This is a genomic window from Bacillus sp. NMTD17, from assembly GCF_002998735.1.
Taxonomy (GTDB): domain Bacteria; phylum Bacillota; class Bacilli; order Bacillales; family Bacillaceae; genus Bacillus.
This window is the reverse complement of record NZ_PVRH01000005.1, coordinates 34020-59323: the sequence shown is the minus strand read 5'-3', so window position 1 is coordinate 59323 and position 25304 is coordinate 34020. Positions and strand designations below refer to the sequence as shown.

General features: G+C 42.0%; 24 protein-coding genes. 5 read left to right on the top strand and 19 right to left on the bottom strand.

Going from position 1 to position 25304, the window contains the following annotated elements; translation table 11 throughout:
- Positions 1-306: 306 nt before the first annotated feature.
- On the bottom strand, positions 307-771 hold the full coding sequence (locus C6347_RS14535) for a DUF441 domain-containing protein (RefSeq protein WP_007501699.1): 465 nt from the start codon (positions 769-771) through the stop codon (positions 307-309).
- A gap of 100 nt (positions 772-871) precedes the next feature.
- Between C6347_RS14535 and ytvI the strand changes: the two genes are divergently transcribed.
- Complete coding sequence (ytvI, locus tag C6347_RS14530; protein WP_106071766.1) at positions 872-1990, top strand: sporulation integral membrane protein YtvI; 1119 nt, start codon at positions 872-874, stop codon at positions 1988-1990.
- A 25-nt stretch (positions 1991-2015) separates the two neighbouring features.
- Here the strand turns inward: ytvI and C6347_RS14525 are convergent, their stop codons facing one another.
- The 7 genes from C6347_RS14525 to dnaE form a co-directional block, all read right to left on the bottom strand.
- Complete coding sequence (locus tag C6347_RS14525) at positions 2016-2405, bottom strand: FxsA family protein (protein WP_060596983.1); 390 nt, start codon at positions 2403-2405, stop codon at positions 2016-2018.
- A 102-nt stretch (positions 2406-2507) separates the two neighbouring features.
- A complete protein-coding gene (gene pyk, locus C6347_RS14520) occupies positions 2508-4268 on the bottom strand; it encodes a pyruvate kinase (protein ID WP_066030563.1) in 1761 nt (586 codons plus the stop codon).
- 27 nt (positions 4269-4295) lie between these two features.
- Complete coding sequence (pfkA, locus tag C6347_RS14515; RefSeq protein ID WP_012010865.1) at positions 4296-5255, bottom strand: 6-phosphofructokinase; 960 nt, start codon at positions 5253-5255, stop codon at positions 4296-4298.
- A gap of 341 nt (positions 5256-5596) precedes the next feature.
- Positions 5597-6574: an acetyl-CoA carboxylase carboxyl transferase subunit alpha gene (accA, locus tag C6347_RS14510; protein WP_106036955.1), complete on the bottom strand. Its 978-nt coding sequence runs from the start codon at positions 6572-6574 to the stop codon at positions 5597-5599.
- Positions 6559-7434, bottom strand: coding sequence for an acetyl-CoA carboxylase, carboxyltransferase subunit beta (accD, locus tag C6347_RS14505; protein WP_060596984.1), 876 nt, complete (start codon positions 7432-7434; stop codon positions 6559-6561). Before accD ends, accA begins: the two co-directional genes overlap by 16 nt.
- A gap of 304 nt (positions 7435-7738) precedes the next feature.
- Positions 7739-8971 carry an NADP-dependent malic enzyme gene (ystJ, locus tag C6347_RS14500; protein WP_034661854.1) on the bottom strand — a complete coding sequence of 411 codons (1233 nt, stop codon included), beginning with the start codon at positions 8969-8971 and terminating at the stop codon, positions 7739-7741.
- Between the two features lie 141 nt (positions 8972-9112).
- Positions 9113-12448 (bottom strand): DNA polymerase III subunit alpha, encoded by a 3336-nt coding sequence (dnaE, locus tag C6347_RS14495; protein ID WP_106071765.1) that lies wholly within the window; start codon positions 12446-12448, stop codon positions 9113-9115.
- 137 nt (positions 12449-12585) lie between these two features.
- Here dnaE and ytrH point away from each other — a divergent pair, with 137 nt between their 5' ends.
- The 3 genes from ytrH to C6347_RS14480 all read left to right on the top strand — a co-directional run bounded on the left by ytrH (position 12586) and on the right by C6347_RS14480 (position 13722).
- On the top strand, positions 12586-12927 hold the full coding sequence (gene ytrH / locus C6347_RS14490; RefSeq protein WP_034661856.1) for a sporulation membrane protein YtrH: 342 nt from the start codon (positions 12586-12588) through the stop codon (positions 12925-12927).
- The gene (gene ytrI, locus C6347_RS14485; protein ID WP_060596986.1) at positions 12924-13427 is read left to right on the top strand and encodes a sporulation membrane protein YtrI; all 504 of its coding nucleotides are present in this window, start codon (positions 12924-12926) and stop codon (positions 13425-13427) included. Before ytrH ends, ytrI begins: the two co-directional genes overlap by 4 nt.
- A 109-nt stretch (positions 13428-13536) precedes the next feature.
- Entirely contained in the window at positions 13537-13722 is a 186-nt protein-coding gene (locus C6347_RS14480; RefSeq protein WP_003216400.1) for a YtzJ family protein, read from the top strand.
- A gap of 51 nt (positions 13723-13773) precedes the next feature.
- On the opposite strand, the gene C6347_RS14475 is transcribed toward C6347_RS14480, so the two are convergent.
- On the bottom strand, positions 13774-14715 hold the full coding sequence (locus C6347_RS14475) for a DHH family phosphoesterase (RefSeq protein ID WP_003216520.1): 942 nt from the start codon (positions 14713-14715) through the stop codon (positions 13774-13776).
- Positions 14716-14862: 147 nt separating this feature from the next.
- Between C6347_RS14475 and C6347_RS14470 the strand changes: the two genes are divergently transcribed.
- Entirely contained in the window at positions 14863-15165 is a 303-nt protein-coding gene (locus tag C6347_RS14470; protein ID WP_003216665.1) for a YtpI family protein, read from the top strand.
- Positions 15166-15232: 67 nt separating this feature from the next.
- Here C6347_RS14470 and C6347_RS14465 read toward each other — a convergent pair whose 3' ends face one another.
- From C6347_RS14465 to ytfJ, 10 genes are all read right to left on the bottom strand, one after another.
- Positions 15233-16555, bottom strand: a complete 1323-nt coding sequence (locus C6347_RS14465; protein ID WP_106031188.1) for a CBS domain-containing protein — start codon at positions 16553-16555, stop codon at positions 15233-15235.
- Between the two features lie 145 nt (positions 16556-16700).
- Positions 16701-17384 carry a metal-dependent hydrolase gene (locus C6347_RS14460; RefSeq protein ID WP_060596988.1) on the bottom strand — a complete coding sequence of 228 codons (684 nt, stop codon included), beginning with the start codon at positions 17382-17384 and terminating at the stop codon, positions 16701-16703.
- Positions 17385-17450: 66 nt separating this feature from the next.
- Positions 17451-18206: an SDR family oxidoreductase gene (locus C6347_RS14455; protein WP_066030562.1), complete on the bottom strand. Its 756-nt coding sequence runs from the start codon at positions 18204-18206 to the stop codon at positions 17451-17453.
- Between the two features lie 177 nt (positions 18207-18383).
- A complete protein-coding gene (gene argH / locus C6347_RS14450) occupies positions 18384-19757 on the bottom strand; it encodes an argininosuccinate lyase (RefSeq protein WP_106071764.1) in 1374 nt (457 codons plus the stop codon).
- On the bottom strand, positions 19754-20965 hold the full coding sequence (locus tag C6347_RS14445) for an argininosuccinate synthase (RefSeq protein WP_106036958.1): 1212 nt from the start codon (positions 20963-20965) through the stop codon (positions 19754-19756). The genes argH and C6347_RS14445 overlap by 4 nt, the downstream gene beginning before the upstream one ends.
- Before the next feature lie 173 nt (positions 20966-21138).
- The gene (locus tag C6347_RS14440; protein ID WP_106071763.1) at positions 21139-21654 is read right to left on the bottom strand and encodes a MogA/MoaB family molybdenum cofactor biosynthesis protein; all 516 of its coding nucleotides are present in this window, start codon (positions 21652-21654) and stop codon (positions 21139-21141) included.
- 106 nt (positions 21655-21760) lie between these two features.
- Positions 21761-22945, bottom strand: a complete 1185-nt coding sequence (locus tag C6347_RS14435; protein ID WP_034661872.1) for an acetate kinase — start codon at positions 22943-22945, stop codon at positions 21761-21763.
- A 229-nt stretch (positions 22946-23174) separates the two neighbouring features.
- Positions 23175-24149, bottom strand: a complete 975-nt coding sequence (locus C6347_RS14430; RefSeq protein ID WP_060596992.1) for a class I SAM-dependent methyltransferase — start codon at positions 24147-24149, stop codon at positions 23175-23177.
- Between the two features lie 88 nt (positions 24150-24237).
- Positions 24238-24738, bottom strand: coding sequence for a thiol peroxidase (tpx, locus tag C6347_RS14425; protein ID WP_034321005.1), 501 nt, complete (start codon positions 24736-24738; stop codon positions 24238-24240).
- A gap of 112 nt (positions 24739-24850) precedes the next feature.
- Positions 24851-25303, bottom strand: a complete 453-nt coding sequence (ytfJ, locus tag C6347_RS14420; protein ID WP_003216488.1) for a GerW family sporulation protein — start codon at positions 25301-25303, stop codon at positions 24851-24853.
- Position 25304 lies beyond the last annotated feature (1 nt).

Genomic DNA, 25304 nt, shown 5'->3' with positions numbered 1-25304 from the left:
ATCCGAATAAGACGGCAGGTTCAGAAAAGAAAATGCTTACATTTACCTATGCGGTTAGAGCGCTTTTAGCCTCATATCTCTTGTGTGATCAATGAGTTCAAAATTAAGCCTATTCCCATTATAAACAATAATCAGACATTTGTTAAATGTTTAACTATAATTTTTTTTGATATTTTTTTTTCCAGTCTTCCATATAAGGCATGGAATAAAGGGATTTTGCTTCTTTTATTATATTTAATTATGTTTTTTTGCAAAAGCTCACGCAAGAAAAAAATAAAAAAGAAAGTGGCATGAACCACTCTCTTTTCAACCGCTGAAAAATTTCACAGCCTGCATCGCCAAATAAGCAATTCCTGCTCCGATCAGCGGACCGACAGCTACACCTTTAAATAAGCTGACTGCCAAAATTGTCCCGAACACAAGCGCTGCCGTGATATGCGGATCATTTTCGAGTAGCACAATACCGTTTTTTGCGATTAATGCTACTAATATACCCGCTCCAAGTGCAATCCAAGCATAAGAAGATTTCATGGCTTCTCCAAGCTGCTTAAATCCAATGTCACCTGTTGCAATAGGAACAAGCACAGCAATTGTAATGACGGTGACACCCCAATTGATGCCTTTTGATTGGAGAACCGGGAAAATTTTTTGATCCAAACCAATCAGCTTAATCGCAATCAGCACAGAAACCGCTAAAATTAATGAATTGTTCTTTGCAATAAGTGCAATAACGAGTAAAAGAACCAAAAATAAATTTGCTTGAGTAAACATACGCCGCCCCTTCCTTTCTTTTTATTGCGACCTTTTCATATTACTAATCTTTTTGAATAAAATGAAGTATCGGACATGCTTGTTTTTTGGAGGGGATTGTGTGAATCACGCCTATATGGCCATTTTTCTGCGAAGTTTGATGATGATCAGCATTGCTGTAATTGCGGTTGTCTTTTTATATCAGTCTTTTCCGTTTTTATATCCTTTTTGGATTGCACTTATTGTATCCTGCCTGATTCATCCTGCCGTATGCAAAATAGAAGAGATCACCGGAATGCCGAGAGGAATTGTAGTAGTCATTGTACTACTGCTCTTTTTAGTGGCAGCAGCCGGTTTCATCACACTCTTAGTAGCAGAAATTATTTCAGGAAGTGCTTATTTAGCAAAGGTTCTGCCTGGACACCTTGATCAAATGATTGGTATTGTCGAACGGTTTTTTACAGATAAGATTCTGCCTTTGTACCATGATGTCACCGCCCAATTTAATACGCTTCAAGCAGGTCAAAAGGAATCGATTTTAGGACAAATCCAAGCGCTAGGCGATGAAGCTGCCGCAAAAATAGGGACTTTTCTTTCAAAAACGCTCGAGCTTATCCCGGCTTTTTTAGGTCTTTTGCCTGATGCAGCCGCAACCCTTTTGTTTTCTGCACTGGCGACTTTTTTTATCACGAAAGATTGGTTTACGTTAAAAAAATATGGCTCTCGTATCTTTCCCACAAAATGGATGCAGCATACACGCGCCATTTTATCTGAAATCAAAAAAGCCATTACCGGTTTTATGAAGGCGCAGCTTCTGCTTGTTGCTATGACCATCGGCCTCGTCGTCATTGGTCTGATCATCTTAAAAGTCGAGCATGCCTTTGTCATTGCTTTATGTATTGGGTTTGTCGATTTACTTCCTTATATCGGGAGCGGTACTGTTTTTCTGCCTTGGATCATTTACTCCGTTATGACAGGAAATCTTTCACTCGCTATCGGGCTCGGCATTTTGTATATTGTCGTGCTCATTCAAAGACAAATTTCAGAGCCAAAAGTCTTAAGCAAGTCCATTGGGCTTAATCCTTTAGCAACGCTTGTGGCATTATTTGTCGGGTTAAAATGCTTTGGTTTTCTTGGACTTGTCATTGGTCCTGCTTCCCTTGTCGTGTGGCAGGCATTTCGTAATGCAGGTGTTTTTAGAGATATCTATCAATACATTCGGTACGGCATGCAAAAGTAAAAGAGACCTTGAGCTCAAGGTCTCTTTAGCGAATAATCGTATAGCGATTGCGATTAGACATGTTTCTAAGCCAGCGTTCAAAGAGCGGCTTGATTTGCTTTCTCGTCATCGGAATGAGTAGCAGCGCACCAATGATATCCGATAAGAAGCCGGGAATGAGCAGCAGCAGACCGCCAATCAGAATGCAAAAACCATCGACAATCGCTATGCCTGGCATTTTACCATACTGTAAATCTCTCTGCACTTTTTGAAAAGCTTCGATTCCTTGCTTTCTTGCAAAATAAGCACCTAGTGCACTCGTGAGCACGATCATCAGCATCGTGGGCAAAATGCCAATGATTTTACTTGATATTAAAAATAAACTGATTTCCACTGCAGGGAACAGAATCAATAATAGTAGCAAATATTTTTTCAACCATATCACCTCATGGGGTATCTTTCATCGAAAGCTGTTTTACTTTTTTTAGTGTAACATAAAAAAAGAGAGGAGTCAGATAACTCCCCTCGTGTGTATGATTTAAAGGACGCTTGCTCGGCCTTTGTAGATCGCTCCGCGTGCCGGATCTACTGTGATCTCTTCGCCTTCTTTTAGCAGTGTTGTTGCGCTGTCAAGACCCACAATCACTGGAATACCAAGGCTGAGTCCAACGACTGCTGCATGGCTTGTTAAGCCGCCTTCTTCAGTGATCAAGGCAGATGCTTTCTCTAAAGCACCCATCATATCACGGTCTGTACAGTTTGCGACAAGAATCGCACCATCGTACATTTTTTCGTCTGCTTCTTTTCCGCTTTGTGCAATGACAACCGGTCCAAATGCAGATTTACGGCCAATTCCTTGACCTTTCGCAATGATGTCACCAACAACATATACTTTCATTAAGTTCGTTGTACCTGTTTCACCAACTGGCACACCAGCTGTAATGACGATTAAATCGCCATGTCTCACATAGCCCGTTTCGATCGACTTCTCGACTGCATTCTCAAGCATTTCATCAGTAGACGTCGTTTTTGATCCGCTCTTTGCAAATACACCGAATACGAGAGACAGCTTTCTTGCTACTGATTCGTTTGCTGTGACCGCTACGATTGGTGCTTTTGGTCTATATTTTGAAATCATTCTCGCTGTATGACCGCTTTCCGTAGGTGTCACAATCGCTGCCACGTCAAGCTTCATCGCTGTATGTGCAACAGATTGACCGATGGCATCTGTAATGCTGACTTCTACTTCTTCGCTTCTGCGAGAAAGAATTGCTTTATAGTTGAGTGCATCTTCTGAACGTGATGCAATGTTATGCATCGTTTGTACAGCTTCCACTGGATATGTTCCTGCTGCTGTTTCACCAGAAAGCATAATCGCATCTGTGCCATCAAAAATGGCATTTGCCACGTCACTTGCTTCCGCACGAGTTGGACGAGGATTACGCTGCATGCTATCAAGCATTTGGGTAGCTGTGATGACAGGTTTGCCTAAACGATTGCATTTTTTGATCAGCATTTTTTGAACAAGCGGTACTTCTTCTGCCGGGATCTCTACACCAAGATCTCCACGCGCAACCATCAAACCATCTGATACCTCAAGGATTTCATCGATGTTATCAACACCCTCTTGGTTTTCAATCTTAGGAATGATTTGAATGTCAGCCGCATTATTCTTTTCAAGAAGCTCACGAATTTCAAGCACATCAGAAGCTCGTCTAACAAAAGAAGCAGCGATGAAATCGACGCCTTGTTCAATTCCGAACAGAATATCATTGGCATCCTTTTCTGTAATACCTGGCAAGTTCACACTTACACCTGGTACGTTTACACCTTTTTTGTTTTTGAGCGTGCCTGTATTCATGACTTTTGTGACGATTTCTTTGCGGTCCATGTTAATTTCTTTCACTTCTAAACCAATAAGACCATCATCTAATAGAATCGTTGAGCCCACTTCTACATCATGAATTAAATCTTCATACGTCACACTAATTTTTTCCGTATTTCCAACAATGTCTTCCATACTCACGATAAGATCTGCACCAGCGACTAGCTCAATTGAGCCGTTTTCAACTGTACGTGTACGGATCTCTGGACCTTTTGTATCAAGAAGGATCGCAATGTCCTTGCCTAATGTTTTACCTGCTTTACGAATGTTTTCAATGCGTGCACCATGCTCTTCAAAATCTCCATGAGAGAAGTTTAGTCTGGCTACATTCATTCCTGCTTCAATCAATTCAGTCAGCTTTTCAATGGTTTCACTTGCTGGACCGATTGTACAAACGATTTTTGTCTTTCTCATTACTGTTCCTCCTAAGGTCTTCTCGTTTTATATAGAGAGCTCTTGTGAAAGTCGGTACATATTTTGGTCGACTGTATGTTTTTTATCTAAGATATCTAAAATATCGTGGTGAACGAGTTCGTTGCTTTGAATGCCCACACAGCGTCCGCCTTTTCCTTCAAGAAGAAGTTCTACTGCGTATGCTCCTAAACGGCTTGCCAGTACTCGGTCAAATGCGCTTGGAGAACCTCCGCGCTGAATATGTCCTAAGACAGATACACGGGTTTCAAGGCTTGTCTCCTCTTCAATCCGCTTACCAAATTCAACACCGCTGCCTACGCCTTCTGCGACGATAATGATACTGTGCTTCTTGCCGCGCTCGTGCCCTCTTCTTAACCTCGCAATAATTTCATCCATGTCATAGTCTGCTTCAGGAATCAAAATAGATTCGGCTCCGCCTGCAAGACCTGACCAAAGAGCAATATCACCAGCATGTCTTCCCATTACTTCCACTACGTATGTACGTTCATGAGATGTGGCTGTATCACGAATTTTATCAATGGCGTCAATGACTGTATTCAGTGCTGTATCAAAGCCAATAGTGAAATCAGTACCTGGGATATCGTTGTCGATTGTACCCGGGACACCTACACATGGAAAACCAAGCTCAGTTAATTTCTTCGCTCCCATGAATGAACCGTCTCCGCCGATCACAACAAGTCCTTCAATACCGAATTTTTTTAAGTTCTCAATGCCTTTTTCACGACCTTCAACTGTCTTGAATTCAGGGCATCTTGCCGTGTAAAGTTTTGTTCCTCCACGATGAATGATATCGCCAACTGAACCTATTTCAAGTTTCTCAATTTTACCGTTAATTAGACCTGAATATCCATTATAAATACCGTAAACTTCAACATTATGGTAAATCGCTTTCCTTACAACTGCGCGCACAGCTGCATTCATTCCTGGGGAATCCCCACCGCTCGTTAAAACTCCTATACGCTTCATCTTTTTCACCTCAGAGACCATATATGAATTAAACATACCATTTCCACTGCTTGAAAACAATCATGAGCAAAACCGGATGTTTTCAATACGTATTTCTAAAACCGTACTTATTATACAATTAAATAAACCGTTTTTAAACAAAAGTTAAGAAAGTCATGAAAGCAATTCTTTCAAAAACGAGGAAGATCGATCCTTCTAAAGCTTATCATATCAAGGTTTTCAGACGTTTCAAATTTTATGAAAACAAAAGAAAATTATTTTCAAATAGCGCTTACATGAGGGCGGTTTTCATGAAAAAGGGTGAAAAAAATAAACGCCAGCCAAAAAGGCTGTACGTTTATTTAGTTTACCCCAATATATTGATTTTCAACCGATACTTTCCCGATTGCTTTGTATTTTTGATATCTTTGTTCGACTAGTTCTTCAGGTGTTAGTTTGAGCAAAGATGTAAGTGACTGTTTTAATGTTTTTTTAATGTAGGCTGCTTGTTGTTTCACGTCTCGATGTGCTCCACCTTGCACTTCTTTAATAACATCATCTATAATATCTAATTCTTTTAGGTCTGGAGCGGTAATTTTCATTGTCTCTGCAGCTTTTTTCGCAAGTGATGAGTCCTTCCAGAGCAGTGCTGCTGCACCTTCAGGTGAAATCACTGAATACGTTGAATTCTCTAGCATGTATAGGTGGTTTCCTACGCCTAAGCCTAGTGCGCCGCCACTTCCGCCTTCTCCGATGACAATACAGACAACCGGTACACGAAGTCCTGCCATTTCGAATAGGTTTTTCGCAATTGCTTCACTTTGTCCGCGTTCTTCAGCTGCTTTCCCAGGATAAGCTCCTTTTGTATCAATAAAGCAAATGATCGGGCGATTAAATTTATCTGCTTGTTTCATCAAGCGCAGCGCTTTACGGTAGCCTTCTGGATGAGGCATTCCGAAATTACGGCGCAAGTTTTCTTTTGTGTCTTTTCCGCGCTGATGGCCAATGACTGTGACAGGAAACCCTTTAAACGTGGCGATTCCTCCAACAATGGCTTCATCATCACCATAGAAACGGTCACCATGACATTCGAAAAAGTTGTCAAACAGCTCTTGAATGTAATCGAGAGTTGTTGGACGCATCGCATGACGAGCAATTTGCACTCTGTCCCACGGCTTTAAATTTGTATAAATGTCTGCTTCAAGCTTGCTCAGACGTGTTTCAAGGCGCTCAATTTCTGCACTTAAATCCATTTCTGAGTTTTGTGTGAACTTTTTCAGTTCATCAATTTTCGCTCGAAGTTCAATGACAGGTTTTTCAAATTCTAGTTCTCCAGCCACTCTCGTTCACCTCCTGTGCTGTGTAATGCTAAGATTCGGCCTAGTGTTTCTTTCATCTCTGCACGATGAATGACAGCATCCAGCTGTCCATGCTTCAACAAAAATTCAGCCGTTTGGAAGTCCTCTGGCAGGTCTTCACGGATTGTTTGTTCAATGATTCTACGGCCTGCAAACCCAATTAAAGCACCAGGTTCTGCAAAGTTGTAATCACCAAGAGAGGCGAAACTAGCTGATACACCGCCAGTTGTTGGGTTCGTCATCACAGAGATAATCAAACCTTGATCCTCGCTGAACAGTTTTAATGCTGAGCTTGTTTTTGCCATCTGCATGAGACTGAGGATCCCCTCTTGCATTCTCGCTCCGCCTGATGCAGTAAAGATGATAAATGGCACCTTGTCCGCTTTTGCTTTCTCGATCGCAAGTGTGATCTTTTCACCAACAACCGAGCCCATGCTGCCCATACGGAATGTGGCATCCATGACAGCGATCACAGCACGCTGGCCTTCAATTTCACCTTGACCTGTGACAATGGCTTCATTCAAAGACGTTTTTTCTCTGTCTTTCTCAAGCTTTTCTTCGTAGCCTGGGAATCCGAGCGGGTTTTCTGAGATCAGGTGCCCGTTAAATTCTTCAAATGTGCCTTCGTCTACAAGGCTATCAATACGCTGCTTTGCATTCATTTGCAAATGTCTGCCGCAATTCATGCAAACACGTAAATTTTTATCTAATTCTTTGGTGAGCATTATTTTTTTACATTGCGGACATTTGGTCATGATGCCTTCAGGCACATCTTGGCTTGCCTGTTCAGAGGGTACAGATGCATATTTTTTCTTTTTACTGAAAATATTTTTGATTGACAAATGACTACCTCCCTTTTTGAAGGGTTTTTTCTTTACACGCACATCCACTATTATAGGACATGTCATAACTGTACCGAAACTATTGTACTTTTTTTGTCAAACGCTGTCATCCTTCATTCAATTTTTTCAATGGGGAATTGATGAGAAATGAGTATGTGTTTGGGGCGCTGAGCAGTTGATATATGTGAATTGTGAACGTCTACAAAAAAATATCATTCCGGATGAAAAAATTTTCGCGTAAGAGAGGAAATGGTGCACGTCTTTCCTCCAATTTCAGAAAGAACGTGCACACTTTTCCAATTGATTATTCGCCGATAATCGTTAATTTTCTTGTTTTTTCAGCGACTGCTTCTGGATCGACTTTGATTCTTGCAACGCCAGTTTCCATTGCTGCTTTTGCTACCGCTTTTGCTACCGCTGGTGCTACACGTGCATCAAATGGTTCAGGGATGACGTATTCAGCTGACAATTTCTCATCTGAAACAAGAGAAGCAATCGCTTCAACGGCTGCAATTTTCATTTCTTCGTTAATGTGAGTTGCACGTACATCTAATGCTCCGCGGAAAATTCCTGGGAATGCCAGTACGTTGTTCACTTGGTTCGGGAAGTCAGAACGGCCAGTTCCTACAACACTTGCACCTGCTGCATGTGCATCTTCTGGCATGATCTCTGGATTTGGATTCGCCATAGCGAAGATGACAGGATCTTTTGCCATTTTTCCAACCATTTCTTTTGTTAAAGCGCCTGCTACTGAAACCCCGATGAAGACGTCTGCGCCTTCAATGACTTCTTCTAATGAACCTTCTTTACGGTCTTGGTTCGTGAATTTAGCGACTTCATTTTTCACTGTATTCATACCGTTCGGGCGGCCTTCGTAAATTGCGCCTTTTGTATCACACATGATGATATCACGTACACCGAAATGATATAGAAGCTTGATAATCGCAATTCCCGCTGCTCCAGCGCCGTTTGCCACCACTTTGATGGAGGACATTGATTTTCCAGACAGTTTCAAGGCATTTACAAGTCCTGCTACTGTGACAATCGCTGTTCCGTGCTGATCATCGTGGAACACTGGAATGTTTGTCTCTTTTTTCAAGCGCTCTTCGATAATGAAGCAGTTTGGAGCTGCAATATCTTCAAGGTTGACACCGCCAAACGTTGGCTCAAGAAGCTTTACTGTTTCAACGATTTTGTCTACATCGTTTGTCGCAAGCGCGATCGGGAAGGCATCAACGCCCGCGAAGCTTTTGAATAATACAGCTTTTCCTTCCATTACTGGAAGAGATGCTTCTGCACCAATATTACCAAGCCCTAAAACAGCGCTTCCGTCTGTGACAACAGCGACCATATTGCCTTTCATTGTATAATCATACACTTTGCTTGTGTCGTCATAAATATCTTTACATGGTTCTGCAACACCAGGTGAGTAAGCCAAGCTCAAGTCTTTTGCATTTTTCACTTGTACTTTTGATTTTGATTCGAGTTTGCCTTGATTCTCTTTGTGCATATGTAATGCTTCTTCTCTTAATGACATGTGTAGAACACTCCTTCAAGTGGAAAATGATTTAATGAATTGCTAAGTTGATAAGCACATACTGGCAGTTTTAAATACACAGAATCTTTAAAATGATAACACAATAGGTGAATTTGTAAAACATATTCAGGTGATTTGTCATCATTTAATCACAACGTTTTGTTCACCGAGCAGCTCTTTTAACTGGAAAATCACAGCATGATCTGCATGAACCTTGTATGCATCTGGAAGTCTCACTGTCTTTTTTTGCTTCTCATAATACAAATAGACATCTGCTTCTCCGCTGTGCATCGAGATCACCCGCTTTACTTGCTCTAGCAGTTCCTGCGTATGGTTTTCTTCTTTCACCCGAATGTAGACAGACTCTTTTCTTTGTGTGCCCATCTCTTCAAGCAGAACGGCTTCTTGCACGATGATTTGGCTGCTGTCATTTCTGACATCTATTCTGCCTTCAACATAAAGCATGGCGCCCTCCTCAAGTAAGGGGGACAGCTTTCTAAATTGCTCTGGAAAGACGACGCCTTCCATTTCTCCCGTTTCATCCCCAAATGTGACAAATGCCATCGATTGTCCATTTTTTGTCCGAATCGATTTCACTTTTGTCAAAAGACCACCCATTGAGATCTTTCGCTTTATATAGGAAGAAAGTCTGATGATTTCCACTGCACCATTCTCTCTTAAGCGATCTCGGTACGTTTGTACAGGATGATTTGATAAATATAACCCAAGTGCCTCTTTTTCAAATTGCAGGAGATCGACAAGCGGCAGTTCTTCTATCTCCGCATATTTTGGCTTAATGGAGAAGGTTGTATCCCCCAGAAAGTCCAGTTGATCATCTGGATTTAAAAATGACACGTGGTCTAATGCAATATCTATTGATGCCAATAACGAAGCACGATTTGGATAAAGCTCATCCATCGCCCCTGAAAAAATGAGCGCTTCAATCGTTTTTCGGTTGACACTCTTTGCTGATACTCTTGCGCAAAAATCAAATAAATCTTCAAACGGCTTTTCCTGTCTTGCCCTGTATATATCCTTTACAGCTGACACTCCGACATTTTTGATCGCTCTTAAGCTGTAGCGGATCTCCCCTTTTTCAACCGTAAATGGAAATTCACTCTTATTAATAGAAGGCTTCAACACAGATATCCCTTTTTCCTTTGCCTCATAGAAATATTGAGCGACTTTGTCTTCATTTCCAATCACACTCGTTAAAAGTCCGCACATAAAATATAACGGATAATGCGCTTTTAAGTAAGCAAGCTGAAAGCCAATCATGCTATATGCAACAGCATGGCTTCTATTAAAACCATAGTTTGCAAATTTGACGATTAAGTCATAAACGTCATTTGCAATGTTAACAGGATACTCCTTTTTTAGGCATCCTTCAACAAAATGGCTTCGCTCTTCATCAAGGACCTTTTTATCCTTCTTCGAAACTGCTCTTCTTAATAGATCTGCCTCGCCCAGCTGAAAGCCTGCCATCTTCGCCGCAATCAGCATGATTTGCTCCTGATAGACGATGACCCCATATGTGTCTTTTAAAATGTCATACAAATCAGGATGCGGGTAAGAGACCTTGACTCTGCCGTGCTTTCGGTCGATAAAAAGCGGGATATTCCCCATTGGACCTGGGCGATAGAGGGCATTGACTGCCACGATGTCTTCTAAGCTAGAGGGCTTCAAGCGTCTCAGCACCTGACGCATTCCTTGTGATTCAAGCTGGAAAATCCCAGTTGTATCTCCCGCTGATAACAATTCAAATGTTTTCTGATCTTCATATGAAATGTCACTAAAGTTAATGTGGACGTTTTCCTGTCTTTCAATCTGGTTTTTAATGGATTCAATTAAGGTTAAGTTTCTTAGTCCTAAGAAATCCATCTTTAAAAGTCCGAGATCTTCTAAATAATTCATCGCATACTGCGTTAAATACACACCGTCATGGCCGTCTTGAATTGGAACGACCTCTGTCAGCGGCTCCTCGCTTAGCACAACGCCGGCTGCATGTGTGGAGGTATGTCTTGGCAAGCCTTCAACCTTTAAAGCGGTTTGAAAGACCTTTCGAAGCTCCTCGGATTGCTGGAGCATCGTTTTTAATTCAGGGGATGCAGCCACCGCTTCTTTCAGCGTCGTTCCTGGCTTTGACGGAATCAGCTTTGCAAGACGGTCCGCTGCCTTTGAATCAATCCCCATCACACGTCCGACATCTCTTAAGGCTGCCTTTGCTGCAAGTGTTCCAAACGTGACAATTTGTGCCACATGCATGTCTCCGTATTTGTCTTTTACATAAGAAATGATTTCATCTCTTCTCGTATCGGGGAAATCAATATCAATATCTGGCATACTGATTCGCTCAGGATTTAAGAAACGCTCAAACAACAGACCGTGACGGAGCGGATCAACATCTGTAATAAACAATACATACGCAACAAGTGACCCTGCTGCCGATCCACGTCCTGGCCCTGTGACAATGCCTTGATCATGGGCATACTTCATAAAATCCCACACGATGAGAAAATAATCACTGAAATTCATTTTTTGGATAATGCTCAGTTCGTACTCAAGTCTTTTCACATACGTATCATTTGAAGCAATCTTTCTTTGCTTCATCCCTTCTGCGCACACTTTGCGTAAAAACTGATCTGCTGTTGATTGATCAGGAGTCGGATAGGAAGGGAGTTTTGTCTGCCCAAGATTTAAATCGACTTCACAGCGGTCTGCGATCTCCACCGTTCTTGTCAGCAGCTCCTCATCTTGCGCATACCATTCCTTCATTTCCTCAAGGGTTCTGAAATGCTTTTCTCCTCGGTCTTCCTCAATCTCTGACAGCTGCTGCCCTGCTTTAATGGCTTTTAAACACGTATAGGCGGTTTTGTCTTCTCGATTGATATAGTGGACATCTCCCGTCGCAACAAGAGGAATCTCCGCACTTTTTGAGACGTCCCTGAGTTTACCGGCAAGCGATTCGTTTTGCTGAAATGGCTGAAGTGCGATGTACACATGTCCCTCACCGAAAATATCTTTCAATTGTTTCGCCGCATCATGCGCTTCTTCTATCTGATCATGCTGAAGCAGCGTTTCAATGTAGCCAGAAGCGCCTGGCGTAATGGCAATGAGCCCGCGGTGATAGCTTTTCAGCCATTTTTCTTTCAGTCCAGCTTTTGATTTTGATTTCAGCACACTGCTGATTTTGATCAAGTTTTGATAGCCTTCATTGTTTTTGGCAAGGAGTACCAAGGGATAAGCCTCTGTCTCTTGTTCATCTATGAAGACAGAAGCTGTTAAACCGATGACCGGCTTGATGCCATGTTTTTTACATTCCTTATAAAATTCAACCGTTCCATACATCACATGGTCATCGGTAAGAGCGAGCGCCTTGCAGCCAAGTTCTTTCGCTTTCAGCACGAGCTCCTTTACTTTTGCCGCACTGCTTAATAAGCTGTATCCACTGTGGACCTGAAGATGAACATAAGACATGCTTAATCCACTCCTTTCGTCTAAAGTCATTCTTTCATTATAAAACGCGATGCGGTGAGAAACAAATGTTCTTTCTTTTCTGTCCGTTCATACTTGTCCTGCACACACCATATATTGAATAGAGTGAGGTGGACACAATGGATGTGAAGGAAGCTTTTATTCCGAATTTTATTAGCTGTTATTTTATTGCTCTTGGGGTCATTTTGGGCGGTGCCATCATAGGTGGTGTTGGTGCTTATTTATCTGGTCAGCCGCCTTTATCCATTATTACGAGTCTTGCCAACCGTTTAAAGATTTGGGCGCTTGTCGCAGCTATCGGTGGAACTTTTGATGCCGTTTATAGCTTTGAAAGAGGCATTTTCGAAGGGAACACGCGTGATATTTTCAAGCAGATTTTATTAATTGTCTCTGCCATGGGCGGTGCGCAAACAGGTTATCTCATTATTACGTGGCTCACACAGGAGCATGTGTCATCATGAGGGTGCCGGAGCTGTACAAACGTCCAGGCTGGCAGCGTTTTTTTGCAGGGATGATGTTTGGCGCGATTGTGAGCTGGCTCATTTTCCTCTTTACATACGGAACCTTTCAGGAAAAGCAGGTGACACAGCTTAGAAGCCAGCAGCACCATATGGACAGTCTGAAAGAACAAATCACACTCTATCGGGAAGATTTGCATAAGTTAAATGAGGATAATAAGAAACGGCTGCTGATCCAAAGCGTAGATGTCCATCTCGTCAATCGTGAGCAATATAAAATCCCAGAGCCAGATACGCTGAAATTTGAAGATCAGGTCAAAGAGGATATCTCAGAGGTCATTACAAAGGATATTGAAAGTGTCTATAAAACAAAGGAATTATTAAAACGGACGGTGGAAAACAAAGAATATACCATTCGGGAAAAGGCATATCGCGCCAAAGTGACAGAGCTGACGATTTATACGAAGCTTTCACTTGAAGTGCGCATTTCATTTGCTGAATAAATGATCATGTGGAATTTTTATGAATTTCTGCCCTCAATGATCGCTTTTCCCTCATTATTTTTATACACTAAAAGTAGAACGAGATCTAAAACAGAAAGAGGTGAGGACAATGGAGGTTTACAGCTATCGTCAAATGGCACGAGACAAAGCAAGCCGGATCAAAGACGGTATGTGCGCTTATGCTGAGACAGAAATGATGGCTCATTTAATTAAAAAAGAATTAAAGCATCAAAATCTCCAAGCCTATGAAGATTCAACTGACATCGGCTGCTGGTTTATCCCTGTATGCAAGTAACCCTTTTCTCCATGACAAAAAAAGAGAGAGGGGACTTGAAGCCCCCCTCTCTCATGATGATGATTTACATACTTCTTCTAAATCACGCAAAATCTCATCTGCCACGGCCCAATCATAAATAGACGCACCAGCTGCAAGCGGGTGGCCGCCGCCATGATATTTTTTCGCAATGGTATTAATGACGACGCCTTTCGAGCGGAATCTGACACGAATCTGATCGTTTTCTTCCACAAAAAAGACCCATGCCTTAATCCCTGCAATATTTCCAAGTGTCCCAACAAGCTGTGAGGCTTGCTGCGCTGTTGTTTGGAACGATTCCAAAATATCCTGCTTAATGAAAACAGAGGCGACCCCATTCTCTGACAAAGAAATATGTTGAAAAATATAGCCATTTAATTTCACGACATTCAGGTCCGTCTCATACAATTGATTGAAAAGGTCTGAAGATGAAAATGGATATTCAATAAGCTCTCCAGCATATTTGAGCGTCTTTTTCGTCGTGTTTGGGAAAAGGAAGCGGCCTGTGTCTCCTACAATGCCGGCATAAATGAGTTCAGCCGCCTTTGTATTCAGCTGATATCCTTCTTCTTTCCCCTCTAAATACAATTCATAAATCATTTCGCTCACAGAGCTTGCCTCTGTATCCACCCAAAGCAAATCACCATACGGATCTTCATTTGGATGATGGTCAATTTTCATCAGCTTATCGCCCATTGAATAGCGCTGATCGTCAATTCTTGCTTGATTGGCTGTATCACAGACAATGACAAGGGCATCTTTGTACACGTCATCCGGCACCTCATCAAGTTCATACAAAAATGAAAGGGATGGCTCCGGGGTTCCTGTCGCATAAATATTTTTTTCTGGATAGGTGGCACGCAAGATTTCCGTAAGGCCGCACTGCGATCCATACGCATCTGGATCTGGTCTTACATGTCTATGAATGATGATGGTGTCATATAATGATATGGTTCTAATCAGTTCTTTTTTCATAAAAACTCCTTCTTATCCGATACTCTTTTTATTATTAAATCATAATCTATCCTGACGGAAAAGTGAGAAATAGACAATTTATTCTAGTAAGCAAGCCTATTTACGTTTAAAATAGGGTTGTAACCACTTACAATGGAGGCTTGGCACATGCTTGTTTTGATTGTGTTTATTATTTGTTCTGCCATGTTTTATTTATACTACAAAGCAAAGAATGTCCGTACGAACCGTCCAGTCGAAAAGAAATTCTGGTCGGCGAAATCCAGTATGGCACTTGGCTGCTTTGTCCTGCTCTTCGGTGTGAATCAATTATTTTTAAACCGCTCGTCACTCGCATTTGTCATTGGATTTATTTTTGTTGCTGTCGGTATCGGCAGTACGTGGGCTGGATATAAAGCCTACAAGCATTACCTTCCGCTCTTTTTAAAGGAAGGCGAAAAAGATCACGCATAATAAGAGAGAAGGGCTAAAATGATGTTTATTTTAGCCCTTTGTCATTTTTGTCATCGCCCTTTTACGATTATCCTCTCTCCATCAGCTGCACCATCAGCATCGCTTTCCCGACGATATTCGATTGATGATAAACCTCCACTTCCAGCTTTCCAAACTTGCGTCCTACTTCTAAAATATTTGGCTTGATCTGTATCGTGGATTCCATTTGAACCGGTTTTAAGAAGTAGACAGAGAGACTTTCGACAATCAGCTCCCCTTTTTTATGAGACTTTAAGAAGCGGTTGGCGGATTCAATTAAAATTTGCGTGAACACTCCATATGAAATGTTTCCAAGCTGGTTTGTCATTTGGGGTGTGACCTCATATTGATACACAGCATCTGCCTTTGGCTTATCTGTATCGGTATCTTTAAAGCCTCTTGAGACAACATCATCCAGTTTTTCGCCGACCTGCGGCTGCTTTTGAATCATTTGAAGCGCCTTCAGCACATCCTGACGACTGATCATCCCAATTAGTTTCGCATAATCATCTACGACTGGCAGCACCTCAATGCCTTCCCATACCATCATTTGAGCAGCAGAGGCGACAGAGGTTTTTCCAATGACTGTCAGCGGATTTTTCGTCATCACCTTTTCAATCGGTGTAGAGCGGTCATGCCCCGCGATATCCTTTGAGGTGAGGATTCCGTGAATTTTCATTTGGTCGTCTGCGACCGGAAAACGGCCATGGCCAGTTTCATAATTCTTTTCATACCATTTTTCAAGCTTATCCTCTGGTGATAAATACACCGTTCGTTCGATCGGCGTTAAAATATCTTCCACAAGCACAATCTCTTTTTTTATTAGTTGGTCATAAATGGCTCGGTTTATGAGAGCTGCTACGGTAAATGTATCGTAGCTTGTCGATAAGATCGGCAGCTCAAGCTCATCTGCGAGCTGAATGATTTCATCATCTGTTGAGAAGCCGCCCGTGACCAGCACAGCTGCTCCTGCCTCTAATGCTTGTCTGTGTGCATTGATCCGGTTTCCGACAATCAGCAGGTTTCCAGCTGCCGTGTAGCGCATCATCGCATCAAGCTCCATCGCACCGATGACAAATTTGTTTAATGTTTTATGTAAGCCCGTTCGTCCTCCAAGCACCTGTCCATCAATAACATTGACCACTTCTGCATATGTCAGCTTTTCAATATTTTCTTTTTTCTTCTGTTCAATCCGAATGGTACCAACTCGTTCAATGGTACTGACGAATCCTTTATTTTCAGCATCCTTGATGGCCCGGTAAGCGGTCCCTTCACTCACTTTCATTTCTTTCGCAATACGCCGGACAGAAATTTTCTCTCCAACATCTAATGAATCAATATACGATAAAATTTGTTCATGCTTTGTCGCCAATCCCGTTCACCCTTTTTGTTTTCAGCGTTTTCATCTATGTTTCATTATAAGGGCAGGAGGCTTTTAATAGCAATTTGTCTTTTTCAGCACGATACACGTAAACAAAAAAAGCCGGCATTGGAATGCCGGCTTTTTGCTATGTTGATTAAATCTCAATCGATTCTCCGCTGTTTAACACATGACCAACGCCGCCATGCAGGCTGTCTGCAAATGCATGCGGGTCCTGTTCAATCGGCGGGAATGTGCTGTAGTGAATCGGCACGACCTGCTTCGCCCGAAGCCATTCGGCTGCGATTCTTGCATCGTCCGGCCCCATCGTGAAATTATCACCGATCGGAAGGAATGCAAGCTCAATATGATTCAGCTCACCGATCAGCTTCATATCTGAAAAGAGCGCAGTGTCTCCAGCATGATAAATCGTTTTGCCCTCTGCAGTAAATAAAATACCTGATGGCATGCCTGTATACGTAATCGTTTTTGCATCTTCATCAATGACAGCTGAACCATGGAACGCTTGCGTGAGCTTGACTTTACCAAATTCAAACTCACGTCCGCCGCCGATATGAAGCGGGTGCGTTTTCACCCCTTGCCAGCTTAAATAAACGGCAAGTTCGTTTGGCGCGACAACGAGCGCGTCATTGTTTTTAGCGATTTCAATGGTGTCACCGAGGTGATCTCCATGCCCATGTGTCAGTAAAATGACATCCGCTTTGACATCTTGCGGCTTGATATCTGTGTGTTTATTTCCTTTTAAAAATGGATCAATCCAAATATGGTATCCGTTTGTTTCAATGTGTACGACTGAATGTCCGTGATATGTAGCTTTCATGTGAGTATATCCACCTTTCGAATTTGATCTCATTTCATCTATTCCCTGTATAAAAAACTGAAAAACTTAATGTCTGTGAATGACGTTAAGACCACCTGTTGCTTCAATAACGGTCCCTGTAATCAGGTCAGAGCGGTCATCGCATAAAAATGAAATGATGCGCCCGATATCTTCTCCAGTACCAGACCTGCCAATCGGCGTTTCATCGTCTTTGATCTGGCGTGCTTCTTCTATTGTGGATTCTTTCATGTCTCCAACGATTTTGCCTGGGCAAACCATATTGGCTGTGATGCCGTTTTCGGCTTCTTCAATCGCAATGGTTTTCGTCAATGACGCCAGCCCCACTTTTGCCGCTCCGAAGGCTGATCTGTGCATCCAGCCTGGTGCATGGTCTGCTCCTTGGAAGCCATACGTGATAATGCGGCCAAAGCCTTGTTTTCTCATCATGGGGATGACCATTCGGAACAAATGAAACACAGCGGATAAGTTGCCTTCCATCATTTGATACCATTCATCTTCAGAGTAATCCGCTAGTTTCTTACGTTCAAAAATATAAGGTCCGGCATTGTTAATCAAGGCATCGATCCGCCCAAATCGCTCTGCTGCCAGCTCTACCATGTTTTTTAAATCTTCTTTGTTTGTCACATCACCTTGGACAAATTGAAGCTTTTCTTCATATTCATGCAATTCTTCTTTCATCTGCCGCACAGCTTCATCATCACTTCGATAATTCACTGTCACAGAATACCCCATATTCAGTAAAGACTCGGTGACTTTCCTGCCAAGTCCCTTAGAACCCGCTGTTATTAATGCGTGTCGCACACAATCTCCTCCTAAAGCAAAGGTTGCAAGTTCACATGTTTCTTATCTTTACTTTACTATAAACCAGCATCTGGCGCACTTATGAACCCTTTCTGCTATCATGTTCTCCAAGGAAGAGGATTCTCCTTTCTGACAGCAAAAAAACCATCCGCATCATACGAATGGTTTTTTGACGTGTTACGCTAGGCAGGCTTTTGCTTTTTCTAAAGCGAGCTGAATTTGTTTAAATCCAGTTCCACCTGCACTTGTTCTTTTTTCAACAGCAACATACGGATCAAGAACGGTGTAAATGTCTTCTTCAAAAAGATCGCTCGCTTCTGTGAATGTTTCAAACGGTAGATCACTTAAGTAGATGCTTTTTTGAATGCATGTATACACGAGCTTGCCAACGATTTCGTGTGCTTCACGGAATGGCATGCCTTTTTTCGCAAGGTAGTCTGCCACTTCGGTCGCATTTGAGAAATCTTCTTTTGTTGCTTTTTTCATGACATCTTCGTTCACTGTCATTGTTTGAATCATGCCTGTGAAGATTTGCAGGCTGCCAGCGATGGTTTTCACTGTATCAAACATGCCTTCCTTATCTTCTTGTAAGTCTTTGTTATACGTAAGCGGCAAGCCTTTCATAATGGTGAGAAGCCCCATCAGGTTGCCATATACACGGCCTGTTTTCCCGCGGATCAATTCAGCCATATCCGGGTTTTTCTTTTGCGGCATCATGCTGCTCCCTGTTGCATATGTGTCATCAAGCTCAATGAATTTGAATTCTTGAGAGCACCATAAAATGATTTCCTCACAAAGACGTGAGAGATGCATCATCACAAGGCTGCTATTAGACAAAAACTCTAAAATGAAATCCCGATCACTTACGCCATCAAGGCTGTTTTCGTAAATATGATCAAAGCCAAGCAGCTCTGCTGTATATTCACGATCAATCGGAAATGTCGTTCCTGCTAACGCTCCGCATCCAAGTGGAGACACGTTAATTCGCTTCAAAGAATCTTGAAAACGCGCTTTGTCACGTTCAAGCATCCAGAAATAAGCGAGCATATGATGAGCAAAGGAAATAGGCTGTGCACGCTGCAAGTGCGTATATCCTGGAAAAATCGTTTCAACATGCTGTTCTGCTTTTTCCACAAGCACTGTTTGAAAGGACGAGATCAGTTCAATGATATGCTCTACTTGGTTATTCAAATATAAATGCATATCGGTTGCAACCTGATCATTCCGACTTCTCGCTGTGTGCAATTTGCCGCCAAGCGGACCAATCTCATCAATGAGCATTTTTTCAAGGTTTAAATGGATGTCCTCATAATCGACTGAGAATTCCAATTCATCTGCCTCTGCCTTTTTCATGAGCGTATTCAGTCCATCTTTGATGGCAGCGGCCTCGTTATCGCCCAGGATACCGCATGTATTCAGCATACTTGCATGAGCAAGGGAGCCGGTCAGATCTTCTTTGACTAATTGTTTGTCGAAATGAATGGACGCGCCAAACTCATCGACCCATTTTTCTGGTGTTTTTTGAAATCGGCCTCCCCAAAGCTTTTTCATGCTTTAACCTGCTCCTTTTTATTCACGATGCTGTTTACTTTTGTTGGTAAGCCCCAAAGATTAATAAATCCTACCGCAGCATCATGATCGAATTCATCTGCTTTTGTGTATGTTGCTAGATTTTCATCATAAAGTGAATATGGTGATTTACGTCCTTCTACAATGGCATGGCCTTTAAATAGTTTCACACGTACAACACCTGTTACGTTCTGTTGTGTTTCTTGTAAGAAAGCATCTAATGCTTCTTTAAGCGGTGAGAACCATAATCCGTTGTATATTAATTCAGCCATTTTTTGTTCAATGATTGGCTTAAAGTGTGCGACTTCTTTCACTAGTGTTAAATCTTCAAGCTCTTTATGCGCTTTTAGAAGTGTGACAGCACCTGGGCACTCGTACACTTCACGAGATTTGATGCCCACAAGACGGTTTTCAACGTGATCGATTCTGCCAACCCCATGCTGACCAGCGACTTCATTTAAATGAAGGATGAGATCAGATAATGAATACTGGATACCGTCAATGGCTGTTGGTTTTCCTTTTTCAAACGTGATTTCGATGATCTCAGGTGTGTCAGGTGTTTTTTCAAGTGGAGTCGTTAGATCATATGCTCCTTCTGGCGGTGCAGCCCAAGGATCTTCTAAAATGCCGCACTCGTTACTTCTGCCCCAAAGGTTTTGGTCGATTGAATATGGGCTGTCTAAGTTAATCGGAATTGGAATACCGTGCTTTTGAGCATAATCGATTTCTTCATCACGAGACCATTTCCACTCACGCACTGGTGCAAGAACTTCTAGGTCTGGATTCAATGCTTTAATAGATACTTCAAAACGGACTTGGTCGTTTCCTTTACCAGTACATCCGTGTGCAACCGCTACTGCATTTTCTTTTTCTGCGACTTCCACTAGTTTTTTTGCAATAAGTGGACGAGATAATGCAGATACAAGCGGATATTTCCCTTCATACATCGTGTGTGCTTGTAATGCAGTCAGTGCAAATTCTTCAGCAAACTCTTCTTTAGCGTCAATCATGTAAGACTGAACCGCTCCGACTTGAAGTGCTTTTTGTTGAACGAATGCTAAGTCTTTTCCTTCACCGACGTCCAGGCAGCAAGCAACGACTTCGTATCCTTGCTCTTGTAACCATTTAACTGCAACAGAGGTATCAAGACCTCCGGAATATGCTAATACGACTTTTTTATTTTGTGACATGATTGAAAAGCTCCTCTCGCTTGTTTTGATTCTGTGAATGTTTTTTGCATAAAAATAAGTTTTAATTTATAAACATGCATTTAGTATGTATACACTGTAACAAGGAAAAATTGTTTTTTCAACCCCTTTATGAAAAAAACTCCGCCAAATTTTCTTGGCCGAGTCATTTTGGGCTATTTTTGATCCTTTTCAAGCTCTCGTAAGACGTGAGGAAGCTCTGGAATGATGAGTTTTGTCATGGCTAAACGAACAGCTCCAGTAGAGCCTGGTGTGGCAAAAACCGCTTTTTGATTGACGACCCCAGCCGCTGCCCGGGACAAGATAGCGGCTGAACCAATGTCTTCTGTATAGCTCAGCATGCGGAAGATTTCGCCAAAGCCTGGCAGCTCCTTGGAGAAAAGCGGGGTGATCGCTTCAATGGTGACATCCCTTGCTGCAATTCCTGTGCCCCCGTTTAACAAGACGGCATCTATTTTCGGTTCGCTTGTTCCCTCTAACACAGCGTCTTGGATCGCTCCAATGTCATCTTTTACAATATCGTATGCAAGAATGAGATGTCCCTGTTCTTTAAGCAAATCAATCATCAGGCGGCCGCTTTTATCTGTTTCTTTCGTTCTTGTATCACTGACCGTAATAACTTTTATATAAAGCCTCTCTTTCGCCTCACGTTTATGCTCTGCAACGCTCATTTTTCACACCGCTCCTTTTTGCTTCGTATTGGACAACATTATAGCATGCTGCTTTTAACAGAAAAAAGCTCTTTTCCTTATTGGAAAAGAGCTTCTTCATTTTTGATTATGCTAAGCGCATAACGTCTCTTGCAATCATTACTTCTTCGTTCGTTGGGATGACGATCACTTTTACAGGAGAGTGCGGGTAGCTGATGAATGCTTCTTCGCCTCTCATGTTGTTAAGAGAAGGATCCCAGTAAACGCCCATGAATTCTAGACCACGAAGTACACGAGCTCTTACTTCTGAACTGTTTTCACCGATTCCAGCTGTGAAGATGATCGCATCTACACCATTCATTCTCGCTGCATAAGAACCGATATATTTATGAATACGGCTTGCAAAAATATCAAGAGCTACTTCTGCACGGTCGTTTCCTTCTTCTGTTGCTTCTTCGATATCACGAAGGTCACTTGATAGACCAGACACACCTAATAGACCACTCTTCTTATTCAAAGTAGAAAGTACTTCTTCAGCTGTATGTCCTGTTTTCTCCATAATAAATGGAATAAGGGCAGGGTCAATGTTACCTGAACGTGTACCCATTGCAACACCCGCAAGCGGCGTGAAGCCCATTGAAGTATCGATTGATTTTCCGCCTTCAACTGCTGCGATACTTGCACCATTTCCAAGGTGGCAAGAGATCAAACGAAGCTCTTCAAGAGGACGGCCTAATAGCTCTGCTGCACGCTCTGTTACGAACTTATGGCTTGTCCCGTGGAATCCGTATTTACGAATACCAAAGTTTTTGTAGTAGTCGTACGGAAGGCTGTATAGGTAAGACTGCTCTGGCATTGTTTGGTGGAAGGCTGTATCGAACACAGCAATCGCTGGTACGTCAGGCAGAATTTGTTTGAATGCTTTGATTCCTACAACGTTTGCAGGGTTGTGCAGTGGTGCTAGCTCTGAAAGCTGATCAATGTCATTGATGACTTCATCTGTTAAAAGAACAGAGTCGCTGAATTTCTCTCCGCCGTGAACGACGCGGTGTCCTACGCCATCAATTTCATTAAAGTCTTTGATGATGTTAAATTCAATTAGTTTTTCAAGCAGCATTTTGACCGCTACTGCATGATCTGGAATATCTGTGATTTCTGTTTTCTTTTCTCCATCTACAGAAATCGTGAAGATACTGTTGTCCATTCCGATTCTTTCAACAAGGCCTTTGGTTAAAACGGTTTCTTCTGGCATGTCGAACAATTGGAATTTAAGAGATGAGCTTCCTGCGTTGATTGCAATAATTTTAGACATTCCTGTCGCTCCTTTTACTCAGTTGTTATATAAGGTTTCACGTTTTTTCCGGTGCTATATTCAACCTGTTTGACGGGTCTTTTATAGTTTAACGATAAGTCCGAAAAATATCTGACTTTTTCATTTAAACATTGAAAACTTTGCATTTCAAGTGCACCTTCAAACTGTTACCGCTTACATCGATAAGTCGTTATTTTCTGAATAATAAAATAGCCAGACATCACTCTGGCTATTCTTTCGTTTCTTTTTCTTCTATAAACCACTGGTCTAATTTTCTCATCACATCCACCATGGCTTCCTTTTGTGAGAAAGACGGCAGATTGGCAAAGAGCATCCGCTTTGGTGCTTCCAAGCCTTCCTTTTTCTTTTGCATCACAAACAAGCTTTTGGCGTGCTTTTTGTCCTTGAACATAGAGACCGGCAGCTGAATTAACGCATTCATATATGCATGATCTTTGATAAAATCCTTTAATTGCACGCTTTCTTTTCCTTCAAACAAATCGTTTGGAATGATGAAGAATAAGAAGCCGCCTTCTTTCGTATAACGAAGGCTTTGTTCAATGAATAAATAATGGGCAAAGGCATGTCCTTCTTTTGCCTTCAAATCATAGTCTGCTGCACGCTCATCATTTGGGTAATAACCGACTGGCAGACTGCATACAGTGACATCTACTGGTGAGATCAAAAGCGGCTCAAGGCTGTCTTGATGGAAAAGCTCGACTTCCTTCTCTTCCAAGTTTGCCTGTGCCCATGCAATTTTAATGAGTACATCATCAATTTCAGACGCAAAGCCGCGCTTTGTTTCTGCAGTGAGATTGTTTAAGACAGCAAGCAGTAAGTTCCCTGTTCCCGCTGCTGGATCAAAGACAACAAGCTCTTTTTGTCCTTCTAAAAATTTATTCACCAAATAGCTGACAAACAGCCCGATCGTATCTGGGGTCATCTGACGATTTGGATGGGAAATATCCTTTTGTCCTTTCAATACGGCGAGCTGAAACGCTTTACGAATCTGCTCATGATCATAAGAGGCAAAATCTGCTTTCTCTATTAAATCCTTTAGTAAACCGTCTCGATCATTTGCTTGGAAAAAGGCTTCTCCTGCTTCAGCCAATGCTTCAATATAGGAAATGCTTTGGTCCTTTTTTAATCGAATAGAAGCTGTATCGAGCAGCTCAAAAATCGTACTTACTTGATCTTTCTGCAATGCTTTTCTCTCCTCGCTTTGTTAAAAGCTATATCTCCTCATTGAAAAGAGCCCCAGGATGAAGCCGGAGCTCTTGTCGATGCTGCTTTTATAACAGTGATTTTGCAGCTTCAATGGCTTTTTCATAATTTGGGTGATTCGTTGCTTCGCTTACGTATTCAGTGTAAACCACTTTTCCGCTCGGGTCTAATACGAAGACTGCGCGCGCCAATAAACGCAATTCTTTCATATATACTCCGAATGCTTCACCAAATGACATATCTCTGTGATCAGATAATGTTTCGACATTTTCAATTCCGTTTGCTCCGCACCAGCGTGCTTGTGCAAATGGAAGGTCTGCACTAATTGTATAGATATTGACCGGACCTAAACCGGCTGCCTCTTCATTGAAACGTCTTGTTTGTGCGTCACACACACCTGTATCAATAGAAGGAATCACTGAGATGATCGTCACTTTTCCTGTTAAATCTGAAAGTGAAACTTCCCCTAGTGAGTTCGTTAATACCGTGAAATCTGGAGCCTGCTCGCCTACTTTCACTTCATTTCCTACAAGCGTGACAGAACTCCCTTTAAATGTGATCGATGCCAAAACAATTCCTCCCTTATCAAATGTATGGTTCTATCATAGTAGAGAAAGCAAAAAACTGCAAAGCCTAATCGTCACTTTTGAAAAAAAAGTTAACTGCAGCGCAGCTAACTTTTTAAAGGTCTATGTCATCTAGTTTTCGTTCTTTATGACGGTTCTCCCGTTCATCCTTCTTAAACATGTGCTGAAGACGTTCAATTGCTTGAGGAGCAGAATCCAATATTTTATCAAGCAGATGTGTATGTTCATCCAAATGAAGCATTCGAACGCCATTTGTTCCGACAATTAAGAAGGCGATTGGTGTAATAGACACACCTCCGCCGCTTCCTCCGCCAAATGGGAGTCTCGGTTCTTTTCGTTCTTGATCATCAGAACGTTTTTCTTTCTTTTGGTTCCCGTTAAATTCACTGCCGCCAGCTGCAAATCCAAAACCAACCTTCGACACAGTAAGAATGACACTGCCGTCAGGGGTTTCGACTGGATCGCCAATGATCGTATTCACGTCTATCATTTCTTTTAAGTTTTCCATCGCTGTCTTCATAAGACCTTGGATTGGATGATCTGCCATT

Coding starts and splice junctions, on each gene's coding strand:
- C6347_RS14440 (WP_106071763.1), bottom strand. CDS start 21,654: ATGAGCGTTGCAGAGCATAAACGTGAGGCGAAAGAGAGGCTTTATATA.
- C6347_RS14445 (WP_106036958.1), bottom strand. CDS start 20,965: ATGTCACAAAATAAAAAAGTCGTATTAGCATATTCCGGAGGTCTTGAT.
- ytfJ (WP_003216488.1), bottom strand. CDS start 25,303: ATGGCAGATCATCCAATCCAAGGTCTTATGAAGACAGCGATGGAAAAC.
- ytrH (WP_034661856.1), top strand. CDS start 12,586: ATGGATGTGAAGGAAGCTTTTATTCCGAATTTTATTAGCTGTTATTTT.
- C6347_RS14535 (WP_007501699.1), bottom strand. CDS start 771: ATGTTTACTCAAGCAAATTTATTTTTGGTTCTTTTACTCGTTATTGCA.
- C6347_RS14435 (WP_034661872.1), bottom strand. CDS start 22,945: ATGTCTAAAATTATTGCAATCAACGCAGGAAGCTCATCTCTTAAATTC.
- pyk (WP_066030563.1), bottom strand. CDS start 4,268: ATGAGAAAGACAAAAATCGTTTGTACAATCGGTCCAGCAAGTGAAACC.
- C6347_RS14480 (WP_003216400.1), top strand. CDS start 13,537: ATGGAGGTTTACAGCTATCGTCAAATGGCACGAGACAAAGCAAGCCGG.
- C6347_RS14470 (WP_003216665.1), top strand. CDS start 14,863: ATGCTTGTTTTGATTGTGTTTATTATTTGTTCTGCCATGTTTTATTTA.
- dnaE (WP_106071765.1), bottom strand. CDS start 12,448: ATGTCTTATGTTCATCTTCAGGTCCACAGTGGATACAGCTTATTAAGC.
- ystJ (WP_034661854.1), bottom strand. CDS start 8,971: ATGTCATTAAGAGAAGAAGCATTACATATGCACAAAGAGAATCAAGGC.
- C6347_RS14475 (WP_003216520.1), bottom strand. CDS start 14,715: ATGAAAAAAGAACTGATTAGAACCATATCATTATATGACACCATCATC.
- pfkA (WP_012010865.1), bottom strand. CDS start 5,255: ATGAAGCGTATAGGAGTTTTAACGAGCGGTGGGGATTCCCCAGGAATG.
- C6347_RS14460 (WP_060596988.1), bottom strand. CDS start 17,384: ATGAAAGCTACATATCACGGACATTCAGTCGTACACATTGAAACAAAC.
- ytrI (WP_060596986.1), top strand. CDS start 12,924: ATGAGGGTGCCGGAGCTGTACAAACGTCCAGGCTGGCAGCGTTTTTTT.
- argH (WP_106071764.1), bottom strand. CDS start 19,757: ATGAAAAAGCTTTGGGGAGGCCGATTTCAAAAAACACCAGAAAAATGG.